Consider the following 24,757-nt stretch of genomic DNA (forward strand, 5'->3'; position numbering starts at 1 on the left):
GTGTTTGTCCCGGTTAGAACCGGGATAAACACTCACGAGCTTTTACTGCAGCTGCGCCAGAATCGGCTCCGGAAGCTGCCCCGTGCGCCGGACGTCGTCGAGCGCGGCCACCGCGACCGCGAGGCATTCCACGGCCCATTCTGACGGCTTCGCCCGAAGCTCCTCCAGCAATGCCTGTGTCGCGGCCGTCGTCCCCAGCTCCGCCCGCCGCGCGGCGAACATCAGCTCGAGATCCGTGACTTCGCTCCAGCGAGCGGCCAGATCCTCAGCGGCCACAACGATTTCCCCGGCGATCATGTCGGTCATGTCAGTCCCCGCACCTCCGCGAGAACAGTAACAACGCGACATCCTTGTTACCCGATTCGGGAATCGCCGCCCGCGCGGTCCACTCTGGGTAGCCCCGGAGTCAGTCCAGCGGCAGGTTCAGCAGCGCGTTCTCCACCAGTTCCGGCATCGCCGGGTGGATCCAGTACTGCCCGCGCGCCATCGTCCGCGCGTCGAGGCCGAAGCTCATCGCCTGGATCAGCGGCTGGATCACCGTCGACGCCTGCGGTCCGATGATGTGCGCGCCCAGCAGCTGCCCGGTCGCCGGGTCGGCCAGCAGCTTCGCGAAACCGGTGGTGTCCTCCATCGCCCAGCCGTAGGCGATGCCCGCGTAGTCCTGCTTCGAGACCACAAAGGACAGTCCGCGCTCGGTCGCCTCCGCCTCGGTGAGCCCGACCGACGCCACCTGCGGCGACGTGAACACCGCGTGCGGCACGAAGCGGTGGTCGGCCTTGATGCGGTCGTCTGGGTGCGCCAGATTGTGTTGCACCACGCGGGCTTCGTGGTTCGCGACGTGCTTCAGCTCCAGGGGCGACGAGATGTCTCCGAGCGCGTAGATGCCCTCGACGGACGTCTGCTGGTAGTCGTCCACCACGACGTGCCCGCTTTCGGTGGTGGCGACGCCGGTGGCCCCTACGTCGAGCAGATCCGAGTTCGGCTTGCGGCCGGTGGCGACCAGGATCAGGTCGGCCTCGACGGTCTCGGCGCCCTGCGGGCCTTCGAGATCCAGCGCGACCCCGTTGTCCGTGCGGCGCGTGCGAACCGTCTTGCGGTCCAGCCGGACGTCGAACCGCTGCGAAGCCAGTTCGGTGAACCGCGCGCTGACGTCCGCGTCCTCTTGCCGCAGCAGCGCGCCGGAGCGGTTCACCACCGTCACCGCCACGCCGAACGACGCGAAGACGTGCGCGAACTCCGCCGCGATGTACCCGCCGCCGAGGATGACGATTCGTTCGGGCAAGGCGTCGAGCCGCATGATCGTGTCGGAGGTGTAATAGCCGGTTTCGGCCAGCCCCGGCACGTCCGGGATCACCGGGCGCGCGCCCGCGGCGAGCACGAACCGGTCGGCGGTGACGACCTCGTCCGGACGGCCGTCGGGGAAGCTGACGCGCAGCTCCTTCATGCCGGTGAACCGGCCCTCGCCGCGGTAGACGTCGACGTTGCGGTTGTCCTCGTGGTTCTCGCGGTACTCCGCGCCGCCCACGGCGATCGGGTCGATCCGGCCGAAGATCCGGTCGCGGATGTCCGGCCAGCGGACCGCGGTGAGCTCCTCGTCCACGCCCAAGCGCGAGCTGCCCGCGGGCGTCGCGGCGACGTCGGCGGCGTAGACGAACATCTTCGTCGGGATGCAGCCGACGTTCAGGCAGGTTCCGCCGAACACGCCCTTCTCCACGATGGCCGTCCGGAGGTCGGCGAACTCCGGTCCGAGGATCGAGTTTCCCGATCCGGTCCCGATGATCACCAGGTCGTAGTGCGGCACGGCGGTCCTTCCCGAAAGCGGTCTGCTGCCAGCCTAGTCAACCCCGGACGCCCGCCCCGGTGTTCCCGGATCACTCGCCGTTGGCTGTGAAATGCATCCGGTCGACCGGCGACTTCCACGCCCCGCCCCACTGCCAGCCCACTCCGGCGAACGCGCGCACGATCGGGCCGCCGGCGGTGACCATCCCCGGCCGCACGTTCGCGCGGTCGACGTAGGCGGACGCCAGCTCCGGGACGACGAGGTCGTCCTTTGTGTAGGGATTGCAGAACGGGTTGACGTCCACCGCGAGCCCGTACGCGTGCGCGGACCAGTTCTTCTGCCCGCGCATCGGACGGCAGACGAACGCGCTGGTGTCGTTTCCGTCGCCGGTCGGCGGCGCGTCGAGTTCGGCGGGGGAGGTGATGCGCATTTCCTCGATGGGGAACTGCTGCGCGTACAGCTCGCTGAACGCTTTCACGACCGCCGAGGCGGCGTCCTTGTTGACCAGCAGCTCACCGGTGTGCGCGCGATGGTCGAAGCCCCAGAAGGAAAGCGTGACGTAGCGGAGGTCGGCCGACGACACCGGGCACGCGGCCTGCCAGGTGCTGCGCTTGAGCACGGTGTCGGGGACGTCGGCGATCTTCGCGGTGTACGTCGTGCTCGTCGGCGGCGGCAGGAAATCCTGAGTCGGCAGCGAGCGGTTCACCAGTTCGGGTGGAGTCGGCCGGATCTCGCCGAAGCCGTCCGGGCGCAGCGGCAGCGGACGAGCACCCACCTGCCAGGTGACGGCGGGCGCGCTCGTCGCTGTCCGAGTTGCCGGAAGTGTCGGACTGGGCGGTGCCGACGGCGCGCTCAACGGGCTCGGCGGGGGAGCCGCGGGGGTGCTCGGGGCGCATCCGGCCAGCAAGAAGACCGCCAGCGCGCCGGCCGTCGCGGCTGTTTTCCGTCGCATGACTCCACTTAATCGAATGCGCTCGGTGTATAGAGAGTCCACCCGTTTCAGTGACACCGTTTTGGGCTTGGCCCGTTTAGGGTAATCGCGGCCTTGTGTGCACGCGCCGGAGTCGGCTGATTCCCGTGCGCGTCCAGGCCGTGCTGTCGTAGTGCCGATGAAGGGAAAGCCCATGCCCGCGAAGTTCCGTCGTCCGGTCCTGCTCGCGGCGGGGTCGCTGCTCGCCGCCGCGATCGCGGTCCCGGTCGGCTCGGCCTGGGCGTCGACGCCGGCTGACCCGGGTTCGCACGCGCAGCCCCGGATCGTCGGCGGCAGCGAAGCCTCGCTGGCCGACCACCCGTACGCGGTGTACCTGACCGACCAGAGCGGTTCGCAGTTCTGCGGCGCGGTGATCGTGAGCCCGTCCGCGGTGGCGACCGCCGCGCACTGCGCGAAGGCCATGCCGGCGTCGTCGGTCCACGTGGTCGCCGGCCGCCAGGACAAGCGCGCCGACAACGGCGTGGAACTCGGCGTCTCGCGGGTCTGGGTGAACCCGGACTACAGCGATCCGACCAAGGGCGACGACGTCGCGGTCCTCACCGTGCGCGGGCGGCTGCCCTACCGCGCGGCGAAGCTCGCGGGCAAGAACGACCAGTCGCTGTACGCGGAAGGCACGCAGGCGACGGTGCTCGGCTGGGGACGGCTGTCCGAGGGCGGACAGCGGTCGGACGTGCTGCGCAGCGCCCAGGTGCCGCTGGTCAGCGACTCCAGCTGCAAATCGGCCTACGACACCTACGACCCGGCGAGCATGGTGTGCGCCGGCTACCAGCAGGGCGGCCAGGACGCGTGCCAGGGCGATTCCGGCGGCCCGCTCGTCGAGGGCGACACGTTGATCGGCATCGTGTCCTTCGGCGACGGATGCGGAAAGCCGGGCAAGCCCGGGGTGTACACGCGGGTTTCGCAGTTCTCCGACGACATCGCCGCGCAATCCCAGGCACGGTTGTTGGGCTGAGCTGTGTTAAGCAGGGCGGGTGACCACTCTGCACCGCGCCGCCGGGCCTGACCTCGCCGCTGCCGACCTGTACGAGATTCTCCGGCTGCGGTCGGAGGTGTTCGTGGTGGAACAAGACTGCGTGTACGCGGACATCGACGGCCGCGATCTGCTTCCGGAGACACGGCATCTGTGGCTGGCTTCCGAGACGGAGATTCTGGCTTACCTGCGCGTGCTGGCCGAGCCGGGCGGCGGGTCGCGGATCGGCCGGGTGGTGACGGCGAAGTCGGCGCGGGGTCAGGGTTTGGCGGCGCAGTTGATGGCGGCCGCGCTGGATGGTGCGGTGGGGTCGTTCGTGTTGGACGCGCAGACGTATGCGCAGGGGCTTTACGCGCGGTTCGGGTTTGTCGTTGCGGGTGAGGAGTTCCTGGAAGACGGGATCCCGCACGTCACCATGCGCCGCCCGGGTTAGCCGCGGGGCGCGGTCGCCGCGATCACCTTCACCGCGCGGTCGACGTCCGCTTCGGACAGATCCGCGCGGACGGTGAGGCGCAGCCGGGAAACGCCGTCCGGCACCGCGGGCGGGCGGAAGCAGCCGACCTGGATTCCTTGCTCCGCACAGGCTTCCGCCCACGCGGTGGCTGCTTGCGGCGACGGCGTCCGCACGGCGACCACGGCGGCTTCCGGCAGATCGACCGGCAGACCGGCGTTTTTGAGTCCCATCGCCAGGTTCCCGGCGTTCTCGATGACCTTCGCCGGCAGGTCCGGTTCGGACTTGAGCACCTGCAACGCGGTCAGCGCGGCGGCGGCGCTCGCCGGAGCGAGGGCGGTGTCGAAGATGAAGCTGCGCGCGGTGTCCACGAGATGCCGGATCACGCGGCGCGGGCCGACGACTGCACCGCCTTGCGCGCCAAGGGCGTTCGAGAGCGTGAGCGTGGTGACGACGTCCGGCGCGGACGACAGTCCTGCGGCGTGCACCGCGCCCCGGCCGCCTTCGCCGAGTACGCCGAAGCCGTGTGCGTCGTTGACGACCAGCGCGGCGCTGTGCGCACGGCAGATGTCGGCGAGTTCGGCCAGCGGCGAGAGTTCGCCGTCCGCGGAGAACACTGAGTCGGTGACCACGATCGCGCGCGGTTTGCGGCGCGTGGTCAGCGCGTGCTTGATCGCCGACGGCGTGGAGTGCTCGACGGCCGCGATGTCCGCGCGGGACAAGCGGCAGCCTTCGACCAGCGACGCGTGCACGTACTTGTCGGTGACGATCGCCGATTCGGACCCGGACAGCGCCGTCACCGCGCCGAGGTTCGCGGTGAATCCGGAGGAGAACACCAGCGCCGCTTGGGCTCCGCAGAACCGGGCCAGCTCGTGTTCGAGTTCCGCGTGGAGTTCGGTGGACCCGGTGACCAGGCGCGATCCGGTCGCTCCGGCGCCCCAGCGCAACGCGGCCGCGGCGGCGGCACCGGCGACGCGCTTGTCGCGGGCGAAGCCGAGGTAGTCGTCGCCCGCGAGATCGAGCGCGGGATGCTGCGCGGGCCGCGGGTTCATCCGCTGGGAGAGACCTGCTTCCGCGCGCCGCTGGCCTTCGGTCTCGAGCCAGTCGAAGACGTTCTCAGGCGGCAGCGGCGGAGTGTCAGTCACTCAGGCAGTGTCGCATCCGGCTGACGGCCGCGATTGCCGCCCCCGGCTCCGGAACGACGGGAAGCGTGACGCGGCAACGGAAACCAGGTTCGGGTGGCCGCTTCGGGCTCGGCTGGTCGGCGGGGCGTGGCCTGGCGAGCGAGACCTGCTTGGCAATGACCGCTGCGCCGGGCGTGACTCCCGGGGTGCGGACCGGCGGTGAGCCCGGGGCTGGCCGTTGCGGTGTGCGGCCCGGCTCGGCAGGCGAAACCTGCCCGGAAACGAAGAACGGCCCCGCCGAAGCGGGGCCGTTCTCAGTGTTCAGACGTCAATCAGGCGTCGTGTCCGCGACGCGGGCCACGGCTCGGGCGACCGAAGCTGCCGCCGGAGCGCGACTGCTGACGGCTGCGGCTGTAACCGCCACCGCCGCCGCGGTTTTCCCGGTAGCCGCCGCCTTCACGCGCGTAGCCGCCCTCGCGAGCGCCTTCGCGCGAGGAGCCGCCTTCGCGTGCGTAACCGCCTTCACGGGAGCCCCGGCCCTCGTACGAGCCACGGTTGTAGCCGCCTTCGCGGGAACCGCCGCCTTCACGCGAGCCGTAACCGCCGCCGCCTTCACGCGAGCCGTAGCCGCCGCGACCGCCTTCGCGGGAACCGCGGTAGCCGCCGCCTTCACGCGAGCCGCGGAAGCCGCCGCGGTCGCCGCCGCCGAAGCCGCGGCCGCCGGAACGGCGCGGGGACTCCCGGCGACGCTCCACCACCGGCTCGCCGCTCGGCTCGCGGGCGCCGGTGATGCGGGACAGGTCCTCGCCCCCGTCGCCGGTGCGGATCATCGTGGTCTCGGCGCGGACGCCGGCCCGGTCGGTCATCCGGCGGACGGTGCGCCGCTGGTCGTGCGTCACCAGGGTGACGACGATGCCGGACGCGCCCGCCCGGGCGGTGCGGCCCGCGCGGTGCAGGTAGTCCTTGTGGTCCGCGGCCGGGTCGACGTGCAGCACCAGCGAGATGTTGTCGACGTGGATGCCGCGCGCGGCGACGTCGGTGGCCACCAGCACCGCCGCGTGGCCTTCCTTGAAGTCGGAGAGGACGCGGTTGCGCTGGCCCTGGGTCTTGCCGCCGTGCAGGGCGACCGCGTGCACGCCGCTCTCGCGCAGCCGCTCGGTGAGCCGGTCCACGTGGTGCTTGGTGCGCACGAACATGATCGTGCGGCCCTCGCGGGCGCCGATCCGGGTGATGATGTCCTGCTTGTCCGAGTGCGACACCTGGAACAGGTGGTGGTCCATGGTGGTGACGCTCGCGGTCGACGGCGCGACCGAGTGCGTGACCGGGTCGGCGAGGTACTGCCGGACCAGCTTGTCGACGTCGCCGTCGAGCGTCGCGGAGAACAGCAGCCGCTGCCCGCCGGGAGGGGTCAGGTCCATGATCTCGCGGACCTGCGGCATGAAGCCCATGTCGGCCATCTGGTCGGCCTCGTCGAGCGCGATGAAGTTGCAGTCGCCGAGCGAGGCGGTGCCCTGGCGGACGTGGTCCGACAGCCGGCCCGGGGTGGCGATCAGCAGGTCGACGCCGCGGGCGAGCGATTCGGCCTGACGGCCGAAGGACATGCCGCCGACCGCGGTGCGGCACCACAGGCCCAGCGACTTGGCCAGCGGGGTCAGCGAGTCGGCCACCTGCATGGCCAGCTCGCGGGTCGGCACCAGCACGAGCGCGCGGGGGCGCTTCGGGCGGGCCTTGCCGCCGTCGAGCCGGGCCAGGATGGCCAGGCCGAAGGCCAGCGTCTTGCCGGACCCGGTCTGGGCGCGGCCCAGCACGTCGCGGCCGGCCATCGCGTCCGGGATGGTCGCGGACTGGATCGGGAACGGAGCGTCGATGCCCGCCTCGGCGAGCGCCCGCAGCAGCGGCTCGGGCAGGCCCAGCTCGGCGAAGGTCTTCACGGCGGGGGTTTCCACCGTGTCGTCGTGGAGAACGTCTCCACCGGCCGGCCGGTGCCGCGGCTTGCGCTCGGGGCGGCCCGCTCGGGAGCGGGCGGACTGGCCGGAGTCGTACGTGATCGTCACAAATGCCTCTCGGACGTGGCACGTCACAAGGAGGCCCGGGCTGCCCGCGCGCAGGCAGGGCAAGATGGTGTGGCGATGGGCGTTCACAGGGACGGACCCGGTGCGCTTGGCCATGGCCTGGCACACCGACGGAAATTGCTTCGGATGGCCGCGAGTCCTTCTGCGGACTGTGGAGGCGACGGACACCAACTCATCCACGCCGCCGTTGCGGTCTTGACACACTCTACCTGAGAGATCGCGGTTGCCGCGCACCCAGGTGCACGGTTGTGGGCGGGGTCGCAGGTGTGCGCTGCCGCACACCCGCGGCCCCGCCCGTCCGCTCAGCCGAGCCCGGCCGCGTTTTCCAGTTCCCGCACCAGGTCATCGGTGTCGGTGACCTGTTCGGACAGTCCGCGGCTGTGGAACCAGCCGGCGAGGTTCGCGACGTCTCGGGCCAGGAATTCCCGGCCGCGCGGGTTCGCGATCACGTCGACCGCCTGGGGAAGGTCGATCACCATCAGGTGGCCTTCGTGCACCAGGAGGTTGTACGCGGACAGGTCGCCGTGCGCGAGCCCTTGTCCCGCCAGGAGTTCCAGCGCGGACACGGTCTGCTCCCACAGATCGGCCAGCTCGTCGGCTTCGGGCCGCAGCTGCGCCAGCCGGGGCGCGGCGGTGCCGTCGGGTGCGCCGAGGAATTCCAGCAGGATCTCGGTGCCGTGCCGCTGCACCGGATACGGCACCGGCGCGCCGATCGTCCACAAGCGACTGAGGACGGCGAACTCCGCCACCGCCCACTGTTCGGCGATCAGGTTGCGGCCGAACGAGGTGCGCCCGGCCATCGCGCGCATCTCGCGGGACCGGCGCATCCGCCTGCCCTCGAGATAGCCCGCGTCGCGGTGGAACAGCTTGTGCTCGTCTGAGCGGTATCGCTTGGCCGCCAGCAGAACGCCGTCTTCGCCGGGAAGAGTGCGGCGCAGCAGATGGACATCCGCTTCCTTGCCGGTCTTGAGCACGCCGAGGTCGGTGTCGACCGCGCCGAGTTCCGTGACCACCCAGTCCGGCCGCGGATGCGGGCCCTGGTCGGCGTCGTCCCAGTTGGTCCACCGGTCGGCGCCGTCGGGCAGTTCGGTTTCGGTGTAGGCGTCTTCGCGAAGCTGGGAAAGCCGGACTCGTTCGGCTTCGGTGAGCCGTCCCCGGCGGGCCGGGGCCGGTCCGTCGTCGTAGCGGGGGCGGCGGCGCATCCGGCGGTCGGAGTAGTCGGAGGCGTCGGAAAATTCGTCGAAATCGTGCTCGCGCACTGGTGGGTTCTCCTAGTTCAGGGTGCCCACCGGGCGAGCGCGTGCTCTAGCCGAGGCGGGCGGGCGGAAGAGGGCAGGACAGCGCCCGGACAATCTCCACGACGCACCTCCCGTTCTTCCGGCAGCCGGCGGCACCCCGCCGGACGCTGATCACCTTGCCGCCCGCCCCGAAACCGCGCAACTGATTTATTTCGCGCCCGCCCAGCGCGCGAGGGCGGCGTCGAGGAGCTTCTGGTCGTCGTCCCCCGAACTCGCCCACACGATCACTCCGTCCGGCCGGACGAGGAGGCTCGGTTCGTCGGCTGGATCGGCTACGTAGGCGAGCCGATCGGCCAAGCCGGACACGGCGAAGCGGCCGTCAGGGGAGCGGTCGACGAGCACGAACCGGCCGTCGTGCGCGTGGTCGGCGAGGCGGGTTCCGGACGTCAGCTCGACGTCCCCGGCGATCGAGCCGACCGGAGCGGCGGCAGTGTCGGCAGTGTCGGACACGTCATAGTGCTGCAGGATTCCGGACGACAGCGCGACGATCCGGTTCATCGCGGCAGGCACCCGGAGCAGTTCGCCGCCGACGATCTTGCGCAGCTGCTCGGTGCGTTCGTCGCCGCGCAGGAGCGCGACCTGGGCGCGGGTCCAGTCGAGCACCGCCGCGCCGATCGGGCGGCGTTCGGTTTCGTAGGTGTCGAGCAGTCCCGCCGGAGCCCAGCCCCGGACGGTCGCGGCGAGTTTCCAGCCGAGGTTCGCCGCGTCGCCGAGGCCGAGGTTCAGGCCCTGTCCGCCGAGCGGGGAGTGGACGTGCGCCGCGTCGCCGGCCAGGAACACGCGGCCGCGGCGGTAGTGCCGGGCCTGGCGCGTGTGGTCGGTGAACCGCGTTGCCCGGCCGTGGATTCCGGTGATGGTGACCGGGACTCCGGTGACGTCGCGGACGGCTTCCTGCAGTTCTTCGACCGACACCGCAGCGTCGCGGTCCTGCGGCGGCTTCCGGAACCGGCTGAGGAAGATCCGGCCGGGGACGGGGCCGTACGCGTAGACACCGTTCGGCGTCCAGGTCCAGCCGGGGCGCAGGCCGCTCGCGTCTTCGAAGTCGGCGATGGCCTGGTAGCCGGTCATTTCCGGGTCAGTGCCGTCGAACTCGATGCCGAGCTGTTTGCGGATGACGCTGCGCCCGCCGTCGGCCGCGACGAGCCAGTCCGCGGTGAATTCGCCCGCGCTCGTCTCGACCGTCACGGCTTCGTCGCCTGCCCGCACGCCGTGGACCTCGACGCCGCGCCGGACGTCGACGCCGAGCTGAGCGCAGTGTTCGGCGAGCATCTGCTCGACCTCCTGCTGCGGCACTCCGAGCCCGTTCGACACCGCCCGGTGCGCGGCGAGCACGGGGTCGCTCTGGTCGATCAGGTCGTTGTCGAACAGGAAACCGGCGAAGTGCCCGGCGGCGAGGAACCGGCGGCCGCCCCGCTTGGCGGCCTCGACCGTCGGGCCGAATTTGCCGACCGACGCGAGGAATCGCCGCTGCGCCGCCTCCGCCGCGGGCAGCAGGCCGCGCCGGTCGAGCAGTTCGGCGCTCGCGACGTTGACCGATCCGGCCTTGATGTTCAGGTCCGGCTCCGGCAGCCGGTCCAGCACGGTCACTCCCACCCCGCGCAGCGCGAGTTCCCCGGCGAGGAACAGCCCGGTGGGCCCGGCCCCGGCGACGATCACCTCGGTCCGCTCCACGACGCACTCCCCTTTACCCTTGCTCGATGGCTTAACCAAGTGTGCTTACTGAGTAAGCTTACTGGGTAAACGTAGCACGGAAGGGGAGACTCATGCCCAATCGCGGGGATCGGGGCGGGGCCAGGACGCGGGCGCGGATCGCCGAGGTCGCGACCGGGCTGTTCCTGGAACGCGGGTTCGACGAGGTCACGATCGCCGAGGTGGCCGCGGCGGCCGGGGTGTCGAAGGTGACGGTGTTCTCGCACTTCGAGCGCAAGGAAGACCTGCTGCTGGACCGCTTGCCGGAGGCGATCGAGCTGGTGCGCGCCGCGGTCCGCGAGCGGACCGGCGGCGCGGTGGACGCGCTCCGGCAGTTCGCGCTGACGCTGGCGGAAGAGCCCCACGTGCTGTCCGGCCTTGGCGGGGACGTCGGGCCGCTGATGCGGACGGTCGCCGAGTCGCCCGCGCTGATCGCGCGGCTGCGGGCGTTCGGGTACGAGATAGAGGCCGAGCTGGCCGCGGAATTCGCCGCGGACGCGCGGTTTTCCGGGGACGCGCCGTTGATTGCCGCGTTGGTGGTGGCGGCTTACCGGACGGTCGCGGTGGAGACGATCCAGCGTCGGCTCGCGGGGGAGGACCTGGCTGAGCTGGCGGAGTCGCATCGGGAGCGGTTGACGCGAGCGTTCGACGCGGTGGAGCGCGGGGTCGGCGGGTGAGACGACGCTGGCTCGTCGGTGTCCAGCGCCGCCTCAAAGCAGGTCAGCGGTTGACGAACGCGAGATGCGCCGCGTCGTAGCGCTCGCCCGCGAAGTTCTCCGGCGCGGCGACGGCCTCGATCGCGGCGAGGTCGTCGGCGGTCAGCTCGACCGTCAGGGCCGCGAGGTTTTCCTCCAGGTACTGCTTCCGCCGCGTGCCCGGGATCGGCACCACGTCCTCGCCGCGCGCCTGCACCCACGCCAGCGCCAGCTGTCCGGTCGTGACGTCCTTCGCGGTGGCCAGCTCCTCCAGTTTCGCCACGATCGCGAGGTTCCGGCCGAGATTGCCGTCGGCGAAACGGGGCTGGTAGCGCCGCACGTCGTCGTCCGCCATCGTTTCGGTGGAGCGGTAGCGGCCGGTCAGGAAACCGCGGCCGAGCGGGGAGAACGGGACGAGGCCGATGCCGAGTTCACGGCAGGTCGGTGCGATTTCCGCTTCCAGGTCGCGGGTCCACAGCGACCATTCGCTTTCCAGCGCGGCGATCGGGTGCACCGCGTGCGCGCGCCGGACGGTCTGCGCGCTCGCTTCGGAAAGCCCTAGGTGCCGGACTTTTCCGGCCTGCACCAGCTCCGCCATCGCGCCGACGGTTTCCTCGATCGGCACGTCCGGATCGACGCGGTGCAGGTAGTACAGGTCGATGTGATCGAGGCCGAGCCGCCGCAGCGAGGCGTCGCAGGCTTGGTGGACGTAGGCGGCGTCGCCGCGGACTTGGGTCGGTTCGCCGAGGCGGTTCGCGATGCCGAATTTGGTGGCCAGCACTACCTCGTCACGACGGTCAGCGATCGCGCGGCCGATCAGTTCCTCGTTGTGGCCCGAGCCGTAGAAATCAGACGTGTCAAGGAAATTCACCCCGAGGTCGACGGCGTGGCGCAGCGTCTCGATCGACTGTGCGTCGTCGGTCGCGCCGTAGCCGTGGCTCATTCCCATGCAGCCCAAGCCCTGTGCGGAAACCGTCAGGCCGCCGAGGTTTCGGGTCGGGACGTCGGTCATGTTCGCTCCTTCTGCGCCGGATGCTGTCCTTGGCGACGCTAAGACCTGGAGTGCGCTCCGGGGCAAGCATTAGGCTCCCGGCGGTGGACTACGACGCGGTGATCGTGGGCGGCGGGCACAACGGGCTCGTCGCGGCGGCTTATCTGGCGCGGGCCGGACGGTCGGTGCTGGTGCTGGAACGGCGTGCGGAGATCGGCGGCGCGGCGGTGTCGTTCCGCGCTTTCCCCGGCGTGGACGTCCGGCTCTCGCGCTATTCGTACCTGGTCAGCCTGCTGCCGAAACGGATCGCGGCCGAGCTGGGCCTGGACGTCCAGCTGCGGAGGCGGCGAATGTCGTCCTACACCCCGGCCGGCGACACGGGTCTCCTTGTCGACACGGGCGACGGCGAGCGAACCGGCGCGTCGTTCCGCGCGGTCACTGGGTCCACAAAGGACTATGCGGCCTGGCAGCGGCTCTACGCGTCGGCGGCACGGGTGGCCGAGGCGACCTTCGATTCCCTTACCGAGCCGTTGCCGACCCGCGCTGAGCTGCGGCAACGGATCGGCGACGACGAGGCGTGGACGACGTTTTTCGAGCGTCCGGCGGGGGAAACGCTGCGAGAGTCGTTCGAGAACGATGTCGTGCGCGGGGTGGTGCTCACTGACGCGTTGATCGGCACTTTCGCCTCCGCGGACGACGAGCAGCTTCGGCAGAACCGCTGCCTGCTTTACCACCTCATCGGCAATGGCACCGGTGACTGGGACGTTCCGGTCGGCGGAATGGGCGCGGTCACCGATGCGCTCGCGGACGCGGCCCGTCGCGCTGGGGCGACGCTGGTCACCGGCGCGGAGGTGCTGTCGGTGACGCCGGATGGCGAAGTTCGTTACCGCGAAGGCGATTCGGAACGCGTTGTCGTCGGTGGGCGTGTGCTGGCGAATGTCGCGCCGCGCACGCTCGCCCGGTTGCTCGGCGAAGAGCCCGCGGAGTCGCCGGAAGGTGCGCAGTTGAAGGTGAACATGGTGCTGCGGCGGTTGCCCCGGTTGCGTGACGGGGCAGTCGATCCGCGTGACGCGTTCGGCGGGACCTTCCACGTCAACGAATCGTTTGCCCAGCTGGAAACTGCTTACCGGGAGGCTGCGGCAGGCCGGATTCCGACGGTGCCGCCGTGCGAGATCTACTGCCATTCGCTGACTGATCCGTCGATCCTCGGTCCAGCTGAACGGGCGGCCGGGGTGCAGACGCTGACGTTGTTCGGCCTGCACATGCCGGCCCGGCTGTTCGAAGCGGACAACGACGGTGCGCGGGCGGAGGCATTGCGGGCCACGGTGGCGTCGCTGGACAGTGTGCTCGCGGAGCCGATCTCGGACTGTCTGCTGCTGGATGGCGACGGGAAACCGTGTATCGAAGCCAAAACGCCGCTGGATCTGGAGGCGGAGCTGGGTCTGCCGCGCGGGCACATCTTCCACCGCGACCTGTCGTGGCCGTACGGCGACGACGAGACGGCGGGGACCTGGGGTGTCGAGACCCGGCACGAGCGGGTGCTGCTGTGCGGGGCTGGCGCGGTCCGCGGCGGCGGGGTGAGCGGAATTCCCGGGCACAACGCGGCGATGGCGGTGCTCGCAGACTGAAGACCGCCTTGGCGAGCCCGGGCGCACGGGTGGCGGCGGTCCGTGAGGGGAACCCTGAGGGACTCAGAGTCCGTGAAGGTTCCCCTCACGGACGTTCAGTCGGTGAGCAGTTCCAGCGCGTGCTCGCCGGTGCGTTCCACGGTCAGGCCTGCTTTGGCTACGACGCGCATCAGCTGGTCCACAGTGGACGGTTCGCTCCGCGACGTGGCCAGCACGGCGGCCAGCTTGCCCTTGTAGGCCTTGTTGAAGTGGCTCACCGTGGTGCGGTTGCCGTTGGTGTCCTCGGTGACCACGCGGACGGTGACCGCGTCCGCGCGCAGCTTCGCGAAAGCGGCGTATGTGCCCGAGCGGAGGTCCACGATCAGGCCTTCGACGTCGCGCAGCACTGGTTCCAGGACCGGCTTCCACAGCCCGCGGACGGTGCCGAGCGCGGGCACCGTGTTGCCGCCCGAGAGGCGATACGCGGGGATCGGGTCGGTCGCCGCGACGACGCCGAACAGGGACGACGTGACGGCCAGCCGCTGTTGTGCCTTGGCCAGTCCGGCGCGGGTGAAGCTTTTGACGTCGAGCGCGTCGTAGAGGACGCCGGTGTAGCGGCGCAGTGCGGGCATCGTCGGGGAGGTCCAGAGCTGGGCGTTGCGGGCGACCTCGTCGGCCTGGCGCGCGGAGATGCCGAGCGCGGCGAGGCTCGCCGGGACGTCACCGGCCAGTTCGACCAGTGCGTCGGCCAGTTTGGCGCGCACCGGGTTCAGCTCGGGGAACGACAGCGTGTCCAGGTCAAGCGGCGCGCCTTTGCCGCCGTCGGCCTTGGTTTCGGAAGGGGGGAGGAGCACCAGCACCCCCGGAGCGTAACCGCCGGGTAATCCAGGTGCGGCGGCCGTGTGCCGCTCCTTACCCTGCCCGCATGGAACTCGCCTGGCGCCCGCTCACGCTCGCCGACGTCGCCGCCGTCACCCGGCTCTGCACGGTCGCGGAGGAAACCGACCGCACCGGCGAGCACTGGGACGAGAGCGACGTAAGCCAGGAATTGTCGGGCCCGTCGGTCGATCTGCCCGGCGCGAGCGTCGGGGCTTGGGACGGTTCGCGGCTGGTGAGCTACGCCCTGGTCGTCGCCCGCGACGCCGCCGAGCCGGTGCACCAGCCGCACATCGCGTCGCTGACCGACCCGGAATACCGGACCGACGAGGTCGCTTCCGTACTGACGGACTGGCTCGTGCGCACGGCCCGCAGCGTCCACGCGCGGCACTTCCCGGACGCGAAGCTGGAACTCCACGCGGGCGCGCACGAAAACGAGCATTGGTACCTCTCGCTCCTCGAACGCGGCGGGTTCAAGCAGGAACGCACCTTCGTCGAGATGCGCGCGGACCTGACCTCGCTGCCCCCGGCCCCGCCGCTTCCGGACGATCTCCCGCTGGTCGCCTGCGAGAAGCGCTACGACGCCCTGGTTCTCGACGCGCGCAACGCCGCCTTCGCCGGGCATTGGGGCAGCACGTGGCTGTCGGCCGGCCAGTGGGAACACCGGTTCCGCGGCAACAAGGACTTCCAGCCTGATCTGTCGTTTCTCCTCCTTTCCCCGGAGCGCGACCGGGTCGTGGCGTTCGTGATGTCGTCGTTCTCCGAGGCGGACGCGCAGGCGACCGGCGTGCGCGAGCTGCACGTCAACTACGTCGGCACGCTGGCGGAAGCCCGCGGCCGAGGGTGTGCGTCGGCGCTGCTGGCACACACCCTCGAAGCCGGTCGCGCGGCTGGCTACGAGCGATCGTCGCTGGCGGTGGACGTGGACAACACCCACCGCGCGCTCGCGGTGTACGAACGGTGCGGGTATCAGACGGCTGCGCGGAATTACGGGTACGTTCTGCCGCTCAGCTGACCGCCGGTCCGGGACCGCCGCGCAGGTCGGCTACGCCGCTCGCTGCGACCTCCGCCGGTGACCAAGGGCCGCTCACCGGTGGCTGCTGCGGCGGCCGGGGCATAACCGTGCGCCGGGCACTGCCTGCACTGGACGGTGGCGGTGCTCGCTACAGCCGCGTTCGGCGTCGCCCGCGTCCTGTCCCGGCCGCGCTCGTCGCTGCCCGCGCCCGGCTCAGTTTCGCTCGCAACCGCCCGCGCCCAGCTCCGTCTCGCCCGCAGCTGCCTGCGCCCAGCTCCGTCTCGTCCGCGCCCGCTCGCGCCCAGTCTCGCCCGCAGCTGCCCGCGCCCGGCTTCGTCTCGCTCGCTGCCGCCTGCGCCCGCCCGCAGTTGCCCGCGCCCAGCTCAGTTTCGCCCGCGCCCGCTCGCGCCCAGTCTCGCGCGCAGCCGCGCAGCTGCCCGCGCTCGCCGCAGTTGCCCGCGCCCGGCTCCGTCTCGCTCGCAGCCGCGCAGCCGCCTGCGCTCGCCCGCAGTTGCCCGCGCCCGCCCGCACTCGCCCGGCGTCGCCTGTGTCAGCCCGCGTCACCAGGCACCGGTCCCGGCCCCCGGCCGTTGCTCATCCCGTCCTCAACGCGCCCTCCTCTCAGCCACGCAGAAGAGGTTGCCCTCCGGGTCGGCCAGCACCGTCCACTCCACCCCCGGCACCGAATGCTTCCCCATCTCCACCGCACCGAGCCCGACGAGCCGCCGGACCTCCGCTTCCCGGTCGGCCGCGCTGAAGTCCACGTGCACCCGGTTCTTCCCGGCGCGCGGCTCCGGCACCCGCTGCAAACCCAGCTTCGGACCGCCCGAAGCCGAGCCGGCCAGCATCACGAACTCCTCGTAGTCGGCGAGCACCTCGACGTCCAGCGCCGCTGTCCAGAACTCCGCCAGTCGCTGCGGCTCGGCGCAGTCGACGGTGATCATGCCCATCTCCAAACCCATGCCCGCACGCTAACCGCGACCACCGACAAAAACGGCGGCCGCCGATAACCCGCATGCGTCGCGGCCAGGGGGTTGACTACTCTGTGCGAAACGTCTAAGGCCCGCTCAGCGCAGGGAGTCCCCAGTGATCACCAGGATGTCGTCGTTGTTCCTCCGCACGCTGCGCGAGGATCCGGCGGACGCCGAAGTGCCCAGCCACCGGCTGCTGGTGCGCGCCGGCTACGTCCGCCGGGTCGCCCCGGGTGGTTACTCGTGGCTGCCGCTCGGGCTGCGCGTGCTGCGCCGTGTCGAGGAGACCGTGCGCGAGGAGATGAACGCGATCGGCGCGCAGGAGATCCAGTTCCCCGCGCTGCTGCCCCGCGAACCGTACGAGGCCACCAACCGCTGGACCGAGTACGGCGACAACCTCTTCCGCCTCAAAGACCGCAAGGGAGCCGACTACCTCCTCGGCCCGACCCACGAGGAGCTGTTCGCGCTCACCGTGAAGGGGGAGTACAGCTCGTACAAGGACTTCCCGGTCACGCTGTACCAAATCCAGACCAAGTACCGCGACGAGGCGCGCCCCCGCGCGGGCATCCTGCGCGGCCGCGAGTTCGTCATGAAGGACTCCTACTCCTTCGACCTCGACGACGAGGGCCTCGAGCGCTCGTACCAGGCGCACCGCGACGCCTACATCAAGCTGTTCGACCGCCTCGGCCTCGAGTACGTCATCGTGGCCGCCACGTCCGGCGCGATGGGCGGCTCGGCGTCCGAAGAGTTCCTCGCGGTCGCGGAGAACGGCGAGGACACCTTCGTCCGCAGCACCGAATCCGGCTACGCGGCGAACGTCGAAGCCGTGGTCACGCCCGTGCCCGCCGCCCGGCCGCTCGAAGGACTGCCCGAGGCGCAGGTCCACCACACGCCGAACACGCCGACCATCGAGACCCTCGTCGCGTTCTTCAACGCCGCCGGGCTCGGCCGCGAGTTCACCGCGGCGGACACGCTGAAGAACGTCCTGGTCAAGACGCGCCAGCCGGGCGCGAAGGAGTGGGAGCTGCTCGGCATCGGCGTCCCGGGCGACCGCGAGGTGGACTTCAAGCGCCTCGAAGCGGGGCTCGAGCCCGCCGAGGTGGAGCTGCTCGAGGAAGCCGATTTCGCGAAGAACCCGTTCCTCGTCAAGGGTTACATCGGCCCGAAGGGCTTGCAGGAGAACGGCGTTCGCTACCTCGTCGACCCGCGCGTCGTCGAGGGCACCGCCTGGCTGACCGGCGCCGACCAGCGCGACCACCACGTGCTGGACCTGGTCGTCGGCCGCGACTTCACGCCGGACGGCACCATCGAGGCCGCCGAGGTCCGCGAGGGCGACGCGTCGCCGGACGGACAGGGCACCCTCGTCGCCGCGCGCGGCATCGAGATCGGGCACATCTTCCAGCTCGGCCGCAAGTACACCGACGCCTTCGAGGTCGACGCGCTCGGCCCGGACTCCAAGCCGGTCCGGATCACCATGGGCTCCTACGGCGTCGGCGTCTCCCGGCTGGTCGCGGTGCTCGCCGAGCAGAACCACGACGAGCAGGGCCTGGTGTGGCCGCGCGAGGTGTCGCCGTTCGACGTGCACGTGGTCATCGCGGGCAAGGACGAGACGGTGCGCGAGGGCGCGGAGAAGATCGCCGCGGACCTCGACGCCGCCGGTCTCGAAATCATCCTCGACGACCGCAAGGCCACCCCGGGCGTGAAGTTCGCCGACGCGGAACTGGTCGGCGTCCCGACGATCCTCGTCGTCGGGCGCGGCCTCGCGAACGGGCTGGTCGAGGTCAAGGACCGGCGCACCGGCGAACGCGAAGAGATCGCCGTCGACTCGGTCGTCGACCACCTCGCGAAGCTCGTCCGCGGCTGAAGCCCGTGGGCTGGTTCGGACGCAAACGCCGCGACGACGGCGGGTACCGGGACAACGCCGCGCTGAGCGGCTTCGGCGGGTACCAGCCGTCCGACGCGCCGAAGTTCCCGAGCGCCGGGTACGGGAAAACCGACCCGGCGCCCGGGCCGTCCGAACCAGCCCCGCAACCGCGGGACACCCCGCCGCGAGATCCCGTGCGGCAGACCCTCACCCCGGCACAGCCGCGGCGCTCCTCGCCCCGCAAAACCAACCTCCGCCTGGCGAAAGCGGTCCCGATCCTCATCATGCTCGGGGTGTTCGGCTACAACGTCTTCTCGACCAAGAGCCACCATTCCGCCAGCACGGACGACACTCCGCGCGCCCCGCGCACCTACCAGCCGAACCCCAGGGTCGTCGTGCCGCCGGTGGTCGCGGGATGGCAGTCAGTGGCCAGCAAGGACGGGAGCTACGCCTACGACGTGCCGCCGTCCTGGGAGCCCGCGCCGACCACGCTGCACGGCTGGGACGCGACCGCCGGATCGCCCGGGATCAACCTGTCCACCAGCGCGTTCCTGGGCAAGGGCAGTTGCAAGGAAGACGCCGTCGGCCAGATCGGCGGCGCTGGCGTGACCACCGAGAAAACCGGTGACGCCGCCGAAGCCGCCCGCAAGGCCGTCACCGACCTGGGCATCAGCGCGTACACCGGCGAAGGCGCTCCGGCCGCGAAAGTGACGCCCGGAGCGGCGGAAAAGTCTGAGGTCAAGGTCGAAGACAAGCATGGTGAGGGCATGCTCGTGGTCGCCGAGGTGACTCCGAGCGGCAACGCGCCGTGCAAGCCGCAGAGCGTGCTGGCCGGGGCGCTCGCGCTCGAGGCGGGTGAAAAGTCGGTTGTGCTGGTCGCGTACTCCGAACAAGGCCGCCCGGGTTCTGCGTCCCGGGACGACCTCGTCCGGATCCTGCACAGCTACCGAGGCGTCCCGGCCGCAGACCGGTCCACGACTACGCCGCCGCCGACCACGCGCTGACGTCGCAGCGCCAGCTTCGCGAAGTCCATCAGCCCCGCATTCGGCAAATACGCGCGGCTCAGCGCGATCCCGATCCGAGGCAGGTCGGCCTCGTCGCGGTATGCGAGGTACAGCGGCTCGTGGCGCGGCTGGAACTTCGCCTTGAACGCGTGCAGGGAACGGAATCCGTAGTACGGCTCCATCATCGAGCCCAGCGCGTCCAGCATCCGGTCGACCATCTGCCGCGGCGTGCTGTCGTTGCTGCGGACCAGCGGCGCGCCCGAGAGAGACACGAACTTCGCGCCCTCCTCGCGGAACGCCAGGCAGGTCGAGGCGATCAGGAACTCCATCACCGGCCGGAATCCGCCCGCGCGGCGGCGCATCACGTCGAGCGTCCAGCCGCCGACCTCGCCGGCGCCGGTGTGCACCGGGAGCCACGACGTCACGCCGTGCACCGTGCCGTCCGCGTCGACCGCGAGGCCGACCCGCGTCGCCGGGTCCATCGCCTGGTCCACGCCGCCGAGCGTGAAGCCCATTTCCGGCAGGCCCTTGTCGCAGATCCATTCCTCGGACAGCGCCCGCACCTGTTCCCGGATTGACCACGGCTGTTCGGCCAGCCGCACCAGCCGGAATTCGATCCCGTCCTTCTTCGCGCGGTTCAGCGCGGTCCGCACGTCCTGCCAGACCTTGCCGCGGAATTCGAGATTTTCCAAGTCCACCAACGTGTCCTCGGCGACCTGCACGTGCTGCCAGCCCAGTTTCGCGGTCTGCGCGACGGTCCCCGCGGTCGCCGAGAACACGCACGGCACGAGCCCGGTGTTCTCGCACATCGCGGAGAATTCCCGCAGCGTGCGGTCGCTCGTCCCGTCCGGCGCGACCGGGTCGCCGAGCGCCACCGCGACGCCCGCGTGCCGCTGGTACGCCAGGTACGACGCGCCGTCGGAGGCGACGAAGTAGGTGTTCTGCGGCCAGGTCGTCATCCACGAGATAGTGCTGCCTCCGTTGCGGCCCAGCAGAAGCCGGGCGAAGGCCGGGTCCGGCCCGCCGCGGAAGAGCTTGCGTCGCCTTCGCCGCGAGGGCACCCGGAACGCGCGCCGAGCCGAGATCAGCAACACCAGCTCGACTGTCCACAAGAGATTGTCCACGATGAACAGCGGCGGGCTGCTGAGATTGTAGTCCTCGCGGATGAGCTGCGTGATCGCGACGAGCCCGGCCAGCACCGCCATCTGCGACGCGGCGAGCACGCACAGCGCGATCGCGCACCGCCAGGCGAACCGCGAACCGCGGCGCAGCCCGTTGAGGATCGGCACCGCGACGATGCACAGCGGGAGAAGTTCGTTGCCGGACAAGGAGATCGAGTCGGACGAACCGAACGGGCCGTCGCCGGGGACGAGCCACATCACCACTTCGGCGACGACCAGCAGCACCAAGCCGGCCGACGCGAGCAGCCGCCATTCGCGCAGCGACGGCTTGTTGGCGTTGCGTGCGGCGGGCCCGGCGAGCCGCCGCCCCAGCGGCAGGGCGAGAACGAGCGCGAAGAAATGCACGAGATCGGCGAGCGTGCCGACATAGACGATCGCTACTCCGGCGTAAACACAGAGCCCGGCTCGCAGCCGCAGCCGCCACGGCGTGCGCAGGGTCGCGCTGGTGATGGCGATCGCGGCGAGCGCGCCGCCGGAGAAGCCGACGTCGAGCGTGCCGGAGATCCGGTCGGCCCAGGCCCAGCCGGAATTGCGGGAGAGTTCGAGGAATTGCACCGCGACGACCGTCGACACCAGTTGCCCGCCGATGGTCACCGCCATCGCGCGCCGGGTGCCCAGGTGCCATTCGGCGAACCCGGCCATCAGCGCGAAACTTCCCGCCATCGGCAGGTAGAACCAGGGGCGCAGGGCGTAGAACGGCCCGGTGAACAGCGTCCACCAGCGGCCGTGCTCGAGCGACGGAAGGCCGTAGGCGTAATAGTGGAAAGCGTGCTGGTGCTCGGCGGCGTGCCAGAGCGAGCCAGTCGCGACCCCCACGATCATGATCGCGAGCACGACGGTCGTCGTGAACGGAATCCGGTTCCACAACACCGCTAGCCGTCCGCGTGCCTCTCCGGCCACGAGGCCGGTTCCCCCCTGTGCGATCGTCATGGGGAAAGTTTGGCGCGGCGATCTTAAGCGGTCATCGCCCGTCGGACCTACTTCTCCCCCTAAGGGACTGCTACCCCAGGGGGACCCGACCCTGGTCCCAAGGCTGACCTTCGGCGCACGGCAACACGCTCACCAGCGGAAAAAGCCTGGCATTCGGCCAATGAGCGGCGCATCCGACCCGGAACAGGGGTTGACGCCGGATGTCGCCTGAACGAGTGATCCCGGTCGCCCGGCTCAGGGCGCCCCGAGCACCGCGGCACGGACCGCGGACAGGTCGGCGAGGTCCGGCAACACCAGATGCGCGCCGGCGGCGGTCAGCTGTTCGACGGAAAACCGGCCAGTAGCAACGCCGATCGCCACCGCGCCGTAATCGAGCGCGGCCTCGATGTCGTGCGGGGTGTCCCCGAGAATCACTACGGATTCGGCAGGAAATTCCTTGCCATGCTTCGTTTCCGCGGCTTTGACGGCGTGCGGGACCAGATCGGACCGTTGCGCCGAAAGCGAGCCGTAGCCGCCGATCTCCAGATCGAGATGCTCGTCGAGACCGAGCGCGGCGAGCTTGTGCAGCGAGATCTCCGGCAGGTTTCCGGTGATGAGGCTCTGCACGACTCCCTCGCACCCGGCGAGATCGGCGAGGGCCGCCGCCGCGCCGTCGAGCGCCCGGCCTTCCTGGGGCAGCGTTTCGCGGGCGCGTTCGACGGCCGCGATCAGCTCCCGCCACATCCGCTGGATGGTTTCCTCGTCCGGTTCGATCCCGTGCAGCCGCAGCACGTCGGCGGTGATCGCGCGTTCGGTCCGGCCGCCGAAATCCGGATGCGTGCGGAACTCCGCGCCGGTCGCCGCGGCCAGCGCCGAGCCGTACCAGCCGATCCCGAGCCCGGTGTAGTCGACGAGCGTGTGGTCGATGTCCCAGAGCACCAGCCGGTGCGTGCGAATGGCTGTCACGTCCGCGATGCTACGGCGGGATCAGCCGGTGAGGTAGCTGAAGCGGACCCGGCGGACGGGGTTGTCGACGTTCGTGTCCACCAGGCACACCGACTGCCACGTGCCGAGCAGCAGCACGCCGCCGAGCACCGGCACGGTCGCGTACGGCGGGAGGAACGCCGGAAGCACGTGGTCGCGGCCGTGTCCGCCGGTGCCGTGCTGGTGGCGCCAGCGGTTGTCGCGGGGGAGCAGGTCGTCGAGCGCGGCGAGGAGGTCGTCGTCGCTGCCCGCGCCGGTTTCCAGCACCGCGAGCCCGGCCGTCGCGTGCGGGACCCACACGTGCAGCAGCCCGTCGGTGGCGTCGGCGTCGCGCAGGAACCTCTCGGCCTCCCGGGTCAGGTTGTGCACGACCGCGGTGTTGCCGGTGTGCACCTCGATCTCGGTGGAGTACATACCGCCAGGGTAGGCGTCAGGAATCGAGGTAGCGGAGCACGGCGAGGACGCGCCGGTTGTGCCCGTCCGACGGCGGCAGGCCCAGCTTGCCGAAAATGCTCGTCACGTACTTCTCCACCGAGCCCGCCGACAGGAACGCCTCGGCCGCGATCGCCGAGTTCGACCGGCCTTGCGCCATCAGCCCGAGGATCTCGCGTTCGCGCGGCGTCAGCTCGGCGAGCGGAACGGCCTGCCCGGTCGTCGCGAACAGCTGGCGGACGACCTCGGGATCGAGCACCGTCTCTCCATTGGCGACGCGTTCCAGCGCGGTGAGGAAGTCCGACACCTCGGCGACGCGATCCTTCAGCAGGTAGCCGACCGCGCCTGCTTCACCGGCGAGGAGTTGCTTGGCGTAGTTGGTTTCGACGTACTGTGAGAAGACGAGAATCGCACAACCGGGCCGTTCGGCGCGCAGGTCTATGGCCGCGCGCAGGCCTTCGTCGGTGTGGGTCGGCGGCATCCTGATGTCTACAATGGACACATCCGGCTGGTGCTCGCGGACGGCGGTTCGCAGGTCGTCGGCGTTCTTCACGGCCGCGACTACCTCGTGGCCGCGCAGGCCCAGGAGTTCGACTAGGCCCTGGCGCAGGATGGCCGAGTCCTCCGCGATCACGATCCGCACGGTTTCCCCCTCATTTCGCCGAGTTTAGCGGGGGAGCGGGAGCGTTGCGGTGACTACGGTCGGGCCGCCGTTCGGGCTCGAGACGGTCAGTTCACCGTCGGCCGGGCGGAGTCGTTCGGCGATTCCGGACAGTCCGCCGCCGGGGATGATCGCGGCGCCGCCGGGGCCGTGGTCGATTACGGTCAGTCGTAGTACGTTTTCGCGGTCTTCGACCAGGACTGTGCATCGTCCGGTGCCGTGTTTTGACGCGTTGGTCATGAGTTCGGCGGCGGCGAAGTAGACGATTGTTTCCAGTGACGGTGGTGGGCGGCGGCTCAGTTCTACTGAGACTGTCGCGGAGAAGTCGGCCGAGCTGGCCAATGTGGACAGTGCGAGGCTCAGGCCTTTGTCCAGTGCTGCCGGGTGGATGCCGCGGGCTAGGTCGCGTAGTTCGGTGAGGGCTTGCTTGGCGTTGCTGTGGGCGGTGTCGACCAGGGTGCGGATTTGGTCGAGGTTGACTGTGTCGGCGGCTAGTTCTTCTTTTGCCAGGCCCAGTTTCATCGCCATCGCGACTAGCTGGGCTTGGGCGCCGTCGTGGAGGTCGCGTTCGATGCGGCGGAGTTGTTCCGCTGCTTCGTCTAGGGCGGTGGCACGGGTTTCTTCGAGGAAGCGGACTCGTTCGCGGAGGCTTGGGTCGGCTGCCAGGGTGCGGAGGAGGAGGCGGTCGATTCCGACGAGAACGTGCACTACGGCGGGCCAGACGGTCAGGACGGCGATGCCGAGGAGGCACCAGCCGAGGGTGCCTGGCCAGCTGAAGCTCCGGATGTTGAAAACCGGCAGGCCGTGGCCGGGTCTGGTCTCGAGGAGCCAGGTGAGCGGGTAGGTGAAGGAGGCCAGGCCGAAGAAGCCGAGTGCGCCGGAGCCGATCATGGCCAGGAGGCCGAAGGGGAGGCGGATCAGGAGGTAGGCGACGGATCGCCAGGCTGTTCGGTCGCCTAGGCGGGCGGTCAGCCAGTTCCAGAGGCCTGGGGCCAGGTCGGTTCTTGGCGGGGGTGAGAGGGGGAGGTCCAGGAGTTTTGCGGCTAGGCGGCGGTGGAGGCCGCTGAAGAGTCTCGCGCCGCGGAGGACGCCGACGAGGATGAGGAGTCCCGCGAGGATTGGGGTTAGGGCTAGGCCGACGGCTGTTCCGGTTAGGAGGAGGGCTACCGAGGTCTCTTATACACAACCTCGT

The 24,757-nt window shown here is 70.4% G+C and carries 22 protein-coding genes and 1 pseudogene; 7 read left to right on the forward strand and 16 right to left on the reverse strand.

Going from position 1 to position 24,757, the window contains the following annotated elements:
- Window positions 1–42: 42 nt before the first annotated feature.
- The 3 genes from D0D37_RS09040 to D0D37_RS09050 all read right to left on the reverse strand — a co-directional run bounded on the left by D0D37_RS09040 (window position 43) and on the right by D0D37_RS09050 (window position 2,732).
- On the reverse strand, window positions 43–306 hold the full coding sequence (locus tag D0D37_RS09040; RefSeq protein ID WP_116200085.1) for a hypothetical protein: 264 nt from the start codon (window positions 304–306) through the stop codon (window positions 43–45).
- Window positions 307–406: 100 nt separating this feature from the next.
- Window positions 407–1,801, reverse strand: coding sequence for a mycothione reductase (locus tag D0D37_RS09045; RefSeq protein ID WP_116200086.1), 1,395 nt, complete (start codon window positions 1,799–1,801; stop codon window positions 407–409).
- Between the two features lie 70 nt (window positions 1,802–1,871).
- Window positions 1,872–2,732 (reverse strand): M15 family metallopeptidase, encoded by an 861-nt coding sequence (locus tag D0D37_RS09050; protein ID WP_208719873.1) that lies wholly within the window; start codon window positions 2,730–2,732, stop codon window positions 1,872–1,874.
- Between the two features lie 172 nt (window positions 2,733–2,904).
- Here D0D37_RS09050 and D0D37_RS09055 point away from each other — a divergent pair, with 172 nt between their 5' ends.
- Both D0D37_RS09055 and D0D37_RS09060 read left to right on the forward strand, forming a co-directional pair.
- Window positions 2,905–3,723 (forward strand): S1 family peptidase, encoded by an 819-nt coding sequence (locus D0D37_RS09055; RefSeq protein ID WP_116200088.1) that lies wholly within the window; start codon window positions 2,905–2,907, stop codon window positions 3,721–3,723.
- 19 nt (window positions 3,724–3,742) lie between these two features.
- The gene (locus tag D0D37_RS09060; protein WP_116200089.1) at window positions 3,743–4,174 is read left to right on the forward strand and encodes a GNAT family N-acetyltransferase; all 432 of its coding nucleotides are present in this window, start codon (window positions 3,743–3,745) and stop codon (window positions 4,172–4,174) included.
- Here D0D37_RS09060 and D0D37_RS09065 read toward each other — a convergent pair.
- The 4 genes from D0D37_RS09065 to D0D37_RS09080 all read right to left on the reverse strand — a co-directional run bounded on the left by D0D37_RS09065 (window position 4,171) and on the right by D0D37_RS09080 (window position 10,357).
- Window positions 4,171–5,337 (reverse strand): 8-amino-7-oxononanoate synthase, encoded by a 1,167-nt coding sequence (locus tag D0D37_RS09065; RefSeq protein ID WP_116200090.1) that lies wholly within the window; start codon window positions 5,335–5,337, stop codon window positions 4,171–4,173. The genes D0D37_RS09060 and D0D37_RS09065 overlap by 4 nt on opposite strands.
- Before the next feature lie 311 nt (window positions 5,338–5,648).
- The gene (locus D0D37_RS09070; protein WP_116200091.1) at window positions 5,649–7,370 is read right to left on the reverse strand and encodes a DEAD/DEAH box helicase; all 1,722 of its coding nucleotides are present in this window, start codon (window positions 7,368–7,370) and stop codon (window positions 5,649–5,651) included.
- A gap of 320 nt (window positions 7,371–7,690) precedes the next feature.
- A complete protein-coding gene (locus D0D37_RS09075) occupies window positions 7,691–8,647 on the reverse strand; it encodes a serine protein kinase RIO (RefSeq protein ID WP_116200092.1) in 957 nt (318 codons plus the stop codon).
- A gap of 186 nt (window positions 8,648–8,833) precedes the next feature.
- Window positions 8,834–10,357: an FAD-dependent oxidoreductase gene (locus D0D37_RS09080; RefSeq protein WP_116200093.1), complete on the reverse strand. Its 1,524-nt coding sequence runs from the start codon at window positions 10,355–10,357 to the stop codon at window positions 8,834–8,836.
- A 92-nt stretch (window positions 10,358–10,449) separates the two neighbouring features.
- On the opposite strand from D0D37_RS09080, the gene D0D37_RS09085 reads away from it, so the two are divergent.
- Window positions 10,450–11,052: a TetR/AcrR family transcriptional regulator gene (locus D0D37_RS09085; RefSeq protein WP_116200094.1), complete on the forward strand. Its 603-nt coding sequence runs from the start codon at window positions 10,450–10,452 to the stop codon at window positions 11,050–11,052.
- Window positions 11,053–11,095: 43 nt separating this feature from the next.
- Here D0D37_RS09085 and D0D37_RS09090 read toward each other — a convergent pair whose 3' ends face one another.
- A complete protein-coding gene (locus D0D37_RS09090) occupies window positions 11,096–12,082 on the reverse strand; it encodes an aldo/keto reductase (RefSeq protein ID WP_116200095.1) in 987 nt (328 codons plus the stop codon).
- Window positions 12,083–12,165: 83 nt separating this feature from the next.
- Between D0D37_RS09090 and D0D37_RS09095 the strand changes: the two genes are divergently transcribed.
- Window positions 12,166–13,689, forward strand: coding sequence for a phytoene desaturase family protein (locus D0D37_RS09095; protein WP_244223447.1), 1,524 nt, complete (start codon window positions 12,166–12,168; stop codon window positions 13,687–13,689).
- Window positions 13,690–13,784: 95 nt separating this feature from the next.
- On the opposite strand, the gene yaaA is transcribed toward D0D37_RS09095, so the two are convergent.
- Window positions 13,785–14,528 (reverse strand): peroxide stress protein YaaA, encoded by a 744-nt coding sequence (gene yaaA / locus D0D37_RS09100; protein WP_116200097.1) that lies wholly within the window; start codon window positions 14,526–14,528, stop codon window positions 13,785–13,787.
- A 65-nt stretch (window positions 14,529–14,593) separates the two neighbouring features.
- Here yaaA and D0D37_RS09105 point away from each other — a divergent pair, with 65 nt between their 5' ends.
- Window positions 14,594–15,559 carry a GNAT family N-acetyltransferase gene (locus D0D37_RS09105; protein ID WP_116200098.1) on the forward strand — a complete coding sequence of 322 codons (966 nt, stop codon included), beginning with the start codon at window positions 14,594–14,596 and terminating at the stop codon, window positions 15,557–15,559.
- A gap of 605 nt (window positions 15,560–16,164) precedes the next feature.
- Here the strand turns inward: D0D37_RS09105 and D0D37_RS09115 are convergent.
- On the reverse strand, window positions 16,165–16,521 hold the full coding sequence (locus D0D37_RS09115; RefSeq protein ID WP_116200099.1) for a VOC family protein: 357 nt from the start codon (window positions 16,519–16,521) through the stop codon (window positions 16,165–16,167).
- Window positions 16,522–16,645: 124 nt separating this feature from the next.
- Here D0D37_RS09115 and D0D37_RS09120 point away from each other — a divergent pair, with 124 nt between their 5' ends.
- Window positions 16,646–18,394 carry a proline--tRNA ligase gene (locus D0D37_RS09120; RefSeq protein WP_116200100.1) on the forward strand — a complete coding sequence of 583 codons (1,749 nt, stop codon included), beginning with the start codon at window positions 16,646–16,648 and terminating at the stop codon, window positions 18,392–18,394.
- A 5-nt stretch (window positions 18,395–18,399) separates the two neighbouring features.
- Window positions 18,400–19,398: a DUF8017 domain-containing protein gene (locus D0D37_RS09125; protein ID WP_116200101.1), complete on the forward strand. Its 999-nt coding sequence runs from the start codon at window positions 18,400–18,402 to the stop codon at window positions 19,396–19,398.
- On the opposite strand, the gene D0D37_RS09130 is transcribed toward D0D37_RS09125, so the two are convergent.
- From D0D37_RS09130 to D0D37_RS48615, 6 genes and pseudogenes are all read right to left on the reverse strand, one after another.
- Entirely contained in the window at window positions 19,338–21,509 is a 2,172-nt protein-coding gene (locus D0D37_RS09130) for a bifunctional lysylphosphatidylglycerol flippase/synthetase MprF (protein ID WP_116200102.1), read from the reverse strand. The genes D0D37_RS09125 and D0D37_RS09130 overlap by 61 nt on opposite strands.
- A 234-nt stretch (window positions 21,510–21,743) precedes the next feature.
- Window positions 21,744–22,445, reverse strand: coding sequence for a haloacid dehalogenase-like hydrolase (locus tag D0D37_RS09135; RefSeq protein WP_162834132.1), 702 nt, complete (start codon window positions 22,443–22,445; stop codon window positions 21,744–21,746).
- Window positions 22,446–22,475: 30 nt separating this feature from the next.
- Complete coding sequence (locus D0D37_RS09140; RefSeq protein ID WP_037820381.1) at window positions 22,476–22,886, reverse strand: YjbQ family protein; 411 nt, start codon at window positions 22,884–22,886, stop codon at window positions 22,476–22,478.
- 16 nt (window positions 22,887–22,902) lie between these two features.
- On the reverse strand, window positions 22,903–23,547 hold the full coding sequence (locus tag D0D37_RS09145; RefSeq protein WP_116200104.1) for a response regulator transcription factor: 645 nt from the start codon (window positions 23,545–23,547) through the stop codon (window positions 22,903–22,905).
- A 24-nt stretch (window positions 23,548–23,571) separates the two neighbouring features.
- Window positions 23,572–23,907 carry a sensor histidine kinase gene (locus D0D37_RS48610; RefSeq protein ID WP_341867976.1) on the reverse strand — a complete coding sequence of 112 codons (336 nt, stop codon included), beginning with the start codon at window positions 23,905–23,907 and terminating at the stop codon, window positions 23,572–23,574.
- A 42-nt stretch (window positions 23,908–23,949) separates the two neighbouring features.
- Window positions 23,950–24,720, reverse strand: a pseudogene (locus D0D37_RS48615) (sensor histidine kinase); the annotation flags it as partial.
- Window positions 24,721–24,757 lie beyond the last annotated feature (37 nt).

Origin of the sequence: Amycolatopsis circi (assembly GCF_003385235.1) — a bacterium.
In the GTDB taxonomy this organism is placed as follows: domain Bacteria; phylum Actinomycetota; class Actinomycetes; order Mycobacteriales; family Pseudonocardiaceae; genus Amycolatopsis; species Amycolatopsis circi.

Coding starts and splice junctions, on each gene's coding strand:
- D0D37_RS09040 (WP_116200085.1), bottom strand. CDS start 306: ATGACCGACATGATCGCCGGGGAAATCGTTGTGGCCGCTGAGGATCTG.
- D0D37_RS09050 (WP_208719873.1), bottom strand. CDS start 2,732: ATGCGACGGAAAACAGCCGCGACGGCCGGCGCGCTGGCGGTCTTCTTG.
- D0D37_RS09055 (WP_116200088.1), top strand. CDS start 2,905: ATGCCCGCGAAGTTCCGTCGTCCGGTCCTGCTCGCGGCGGGGTCGCTG.
- D0D37_RS09085 (WP_116200094.1), top strand. CDS start 10,450: ATGCCCAATCGCGGGGATCGGGGCGGGGCCAGGACGCGGGCGCGGATC.
- D0D37_RS09090 (WP_116200095.1), bottom strand. CDS start 12,082: ATGACCGACGTCCCGACCCGAAACCTCGGCGGCCTGACGGTTTCCGCA.
- D0D37_RS09105 (WP_116200098.1), top strand. CDS start 14,594: ATGGAACTCGCCTGGCGCCCGCTCACGCTCGCCGACGTCGCCGCCGTC.
- D0D37_RS09115 (WP_116200099.1), bottom strand. CDS start 16,521: ATGGGTTTGGAGATGGGCATGATCACCGTCGACTGCGCCGAGCCGCAG.
- D0D37_RS09130 (WP_116200102.1), bottom strand. CDS start 21,509: ATGACGATCGCACAGGGGGGAACCGGCCTCGTGGCCGGAGAGGCACGC.
- D0D37_RS09140 (WP_037820381.1), bottom strand. CDS start 22,886: ATGTACTCCACCGAGATCGAGGTGCACACCGGCAACACCGCGGTCGTG.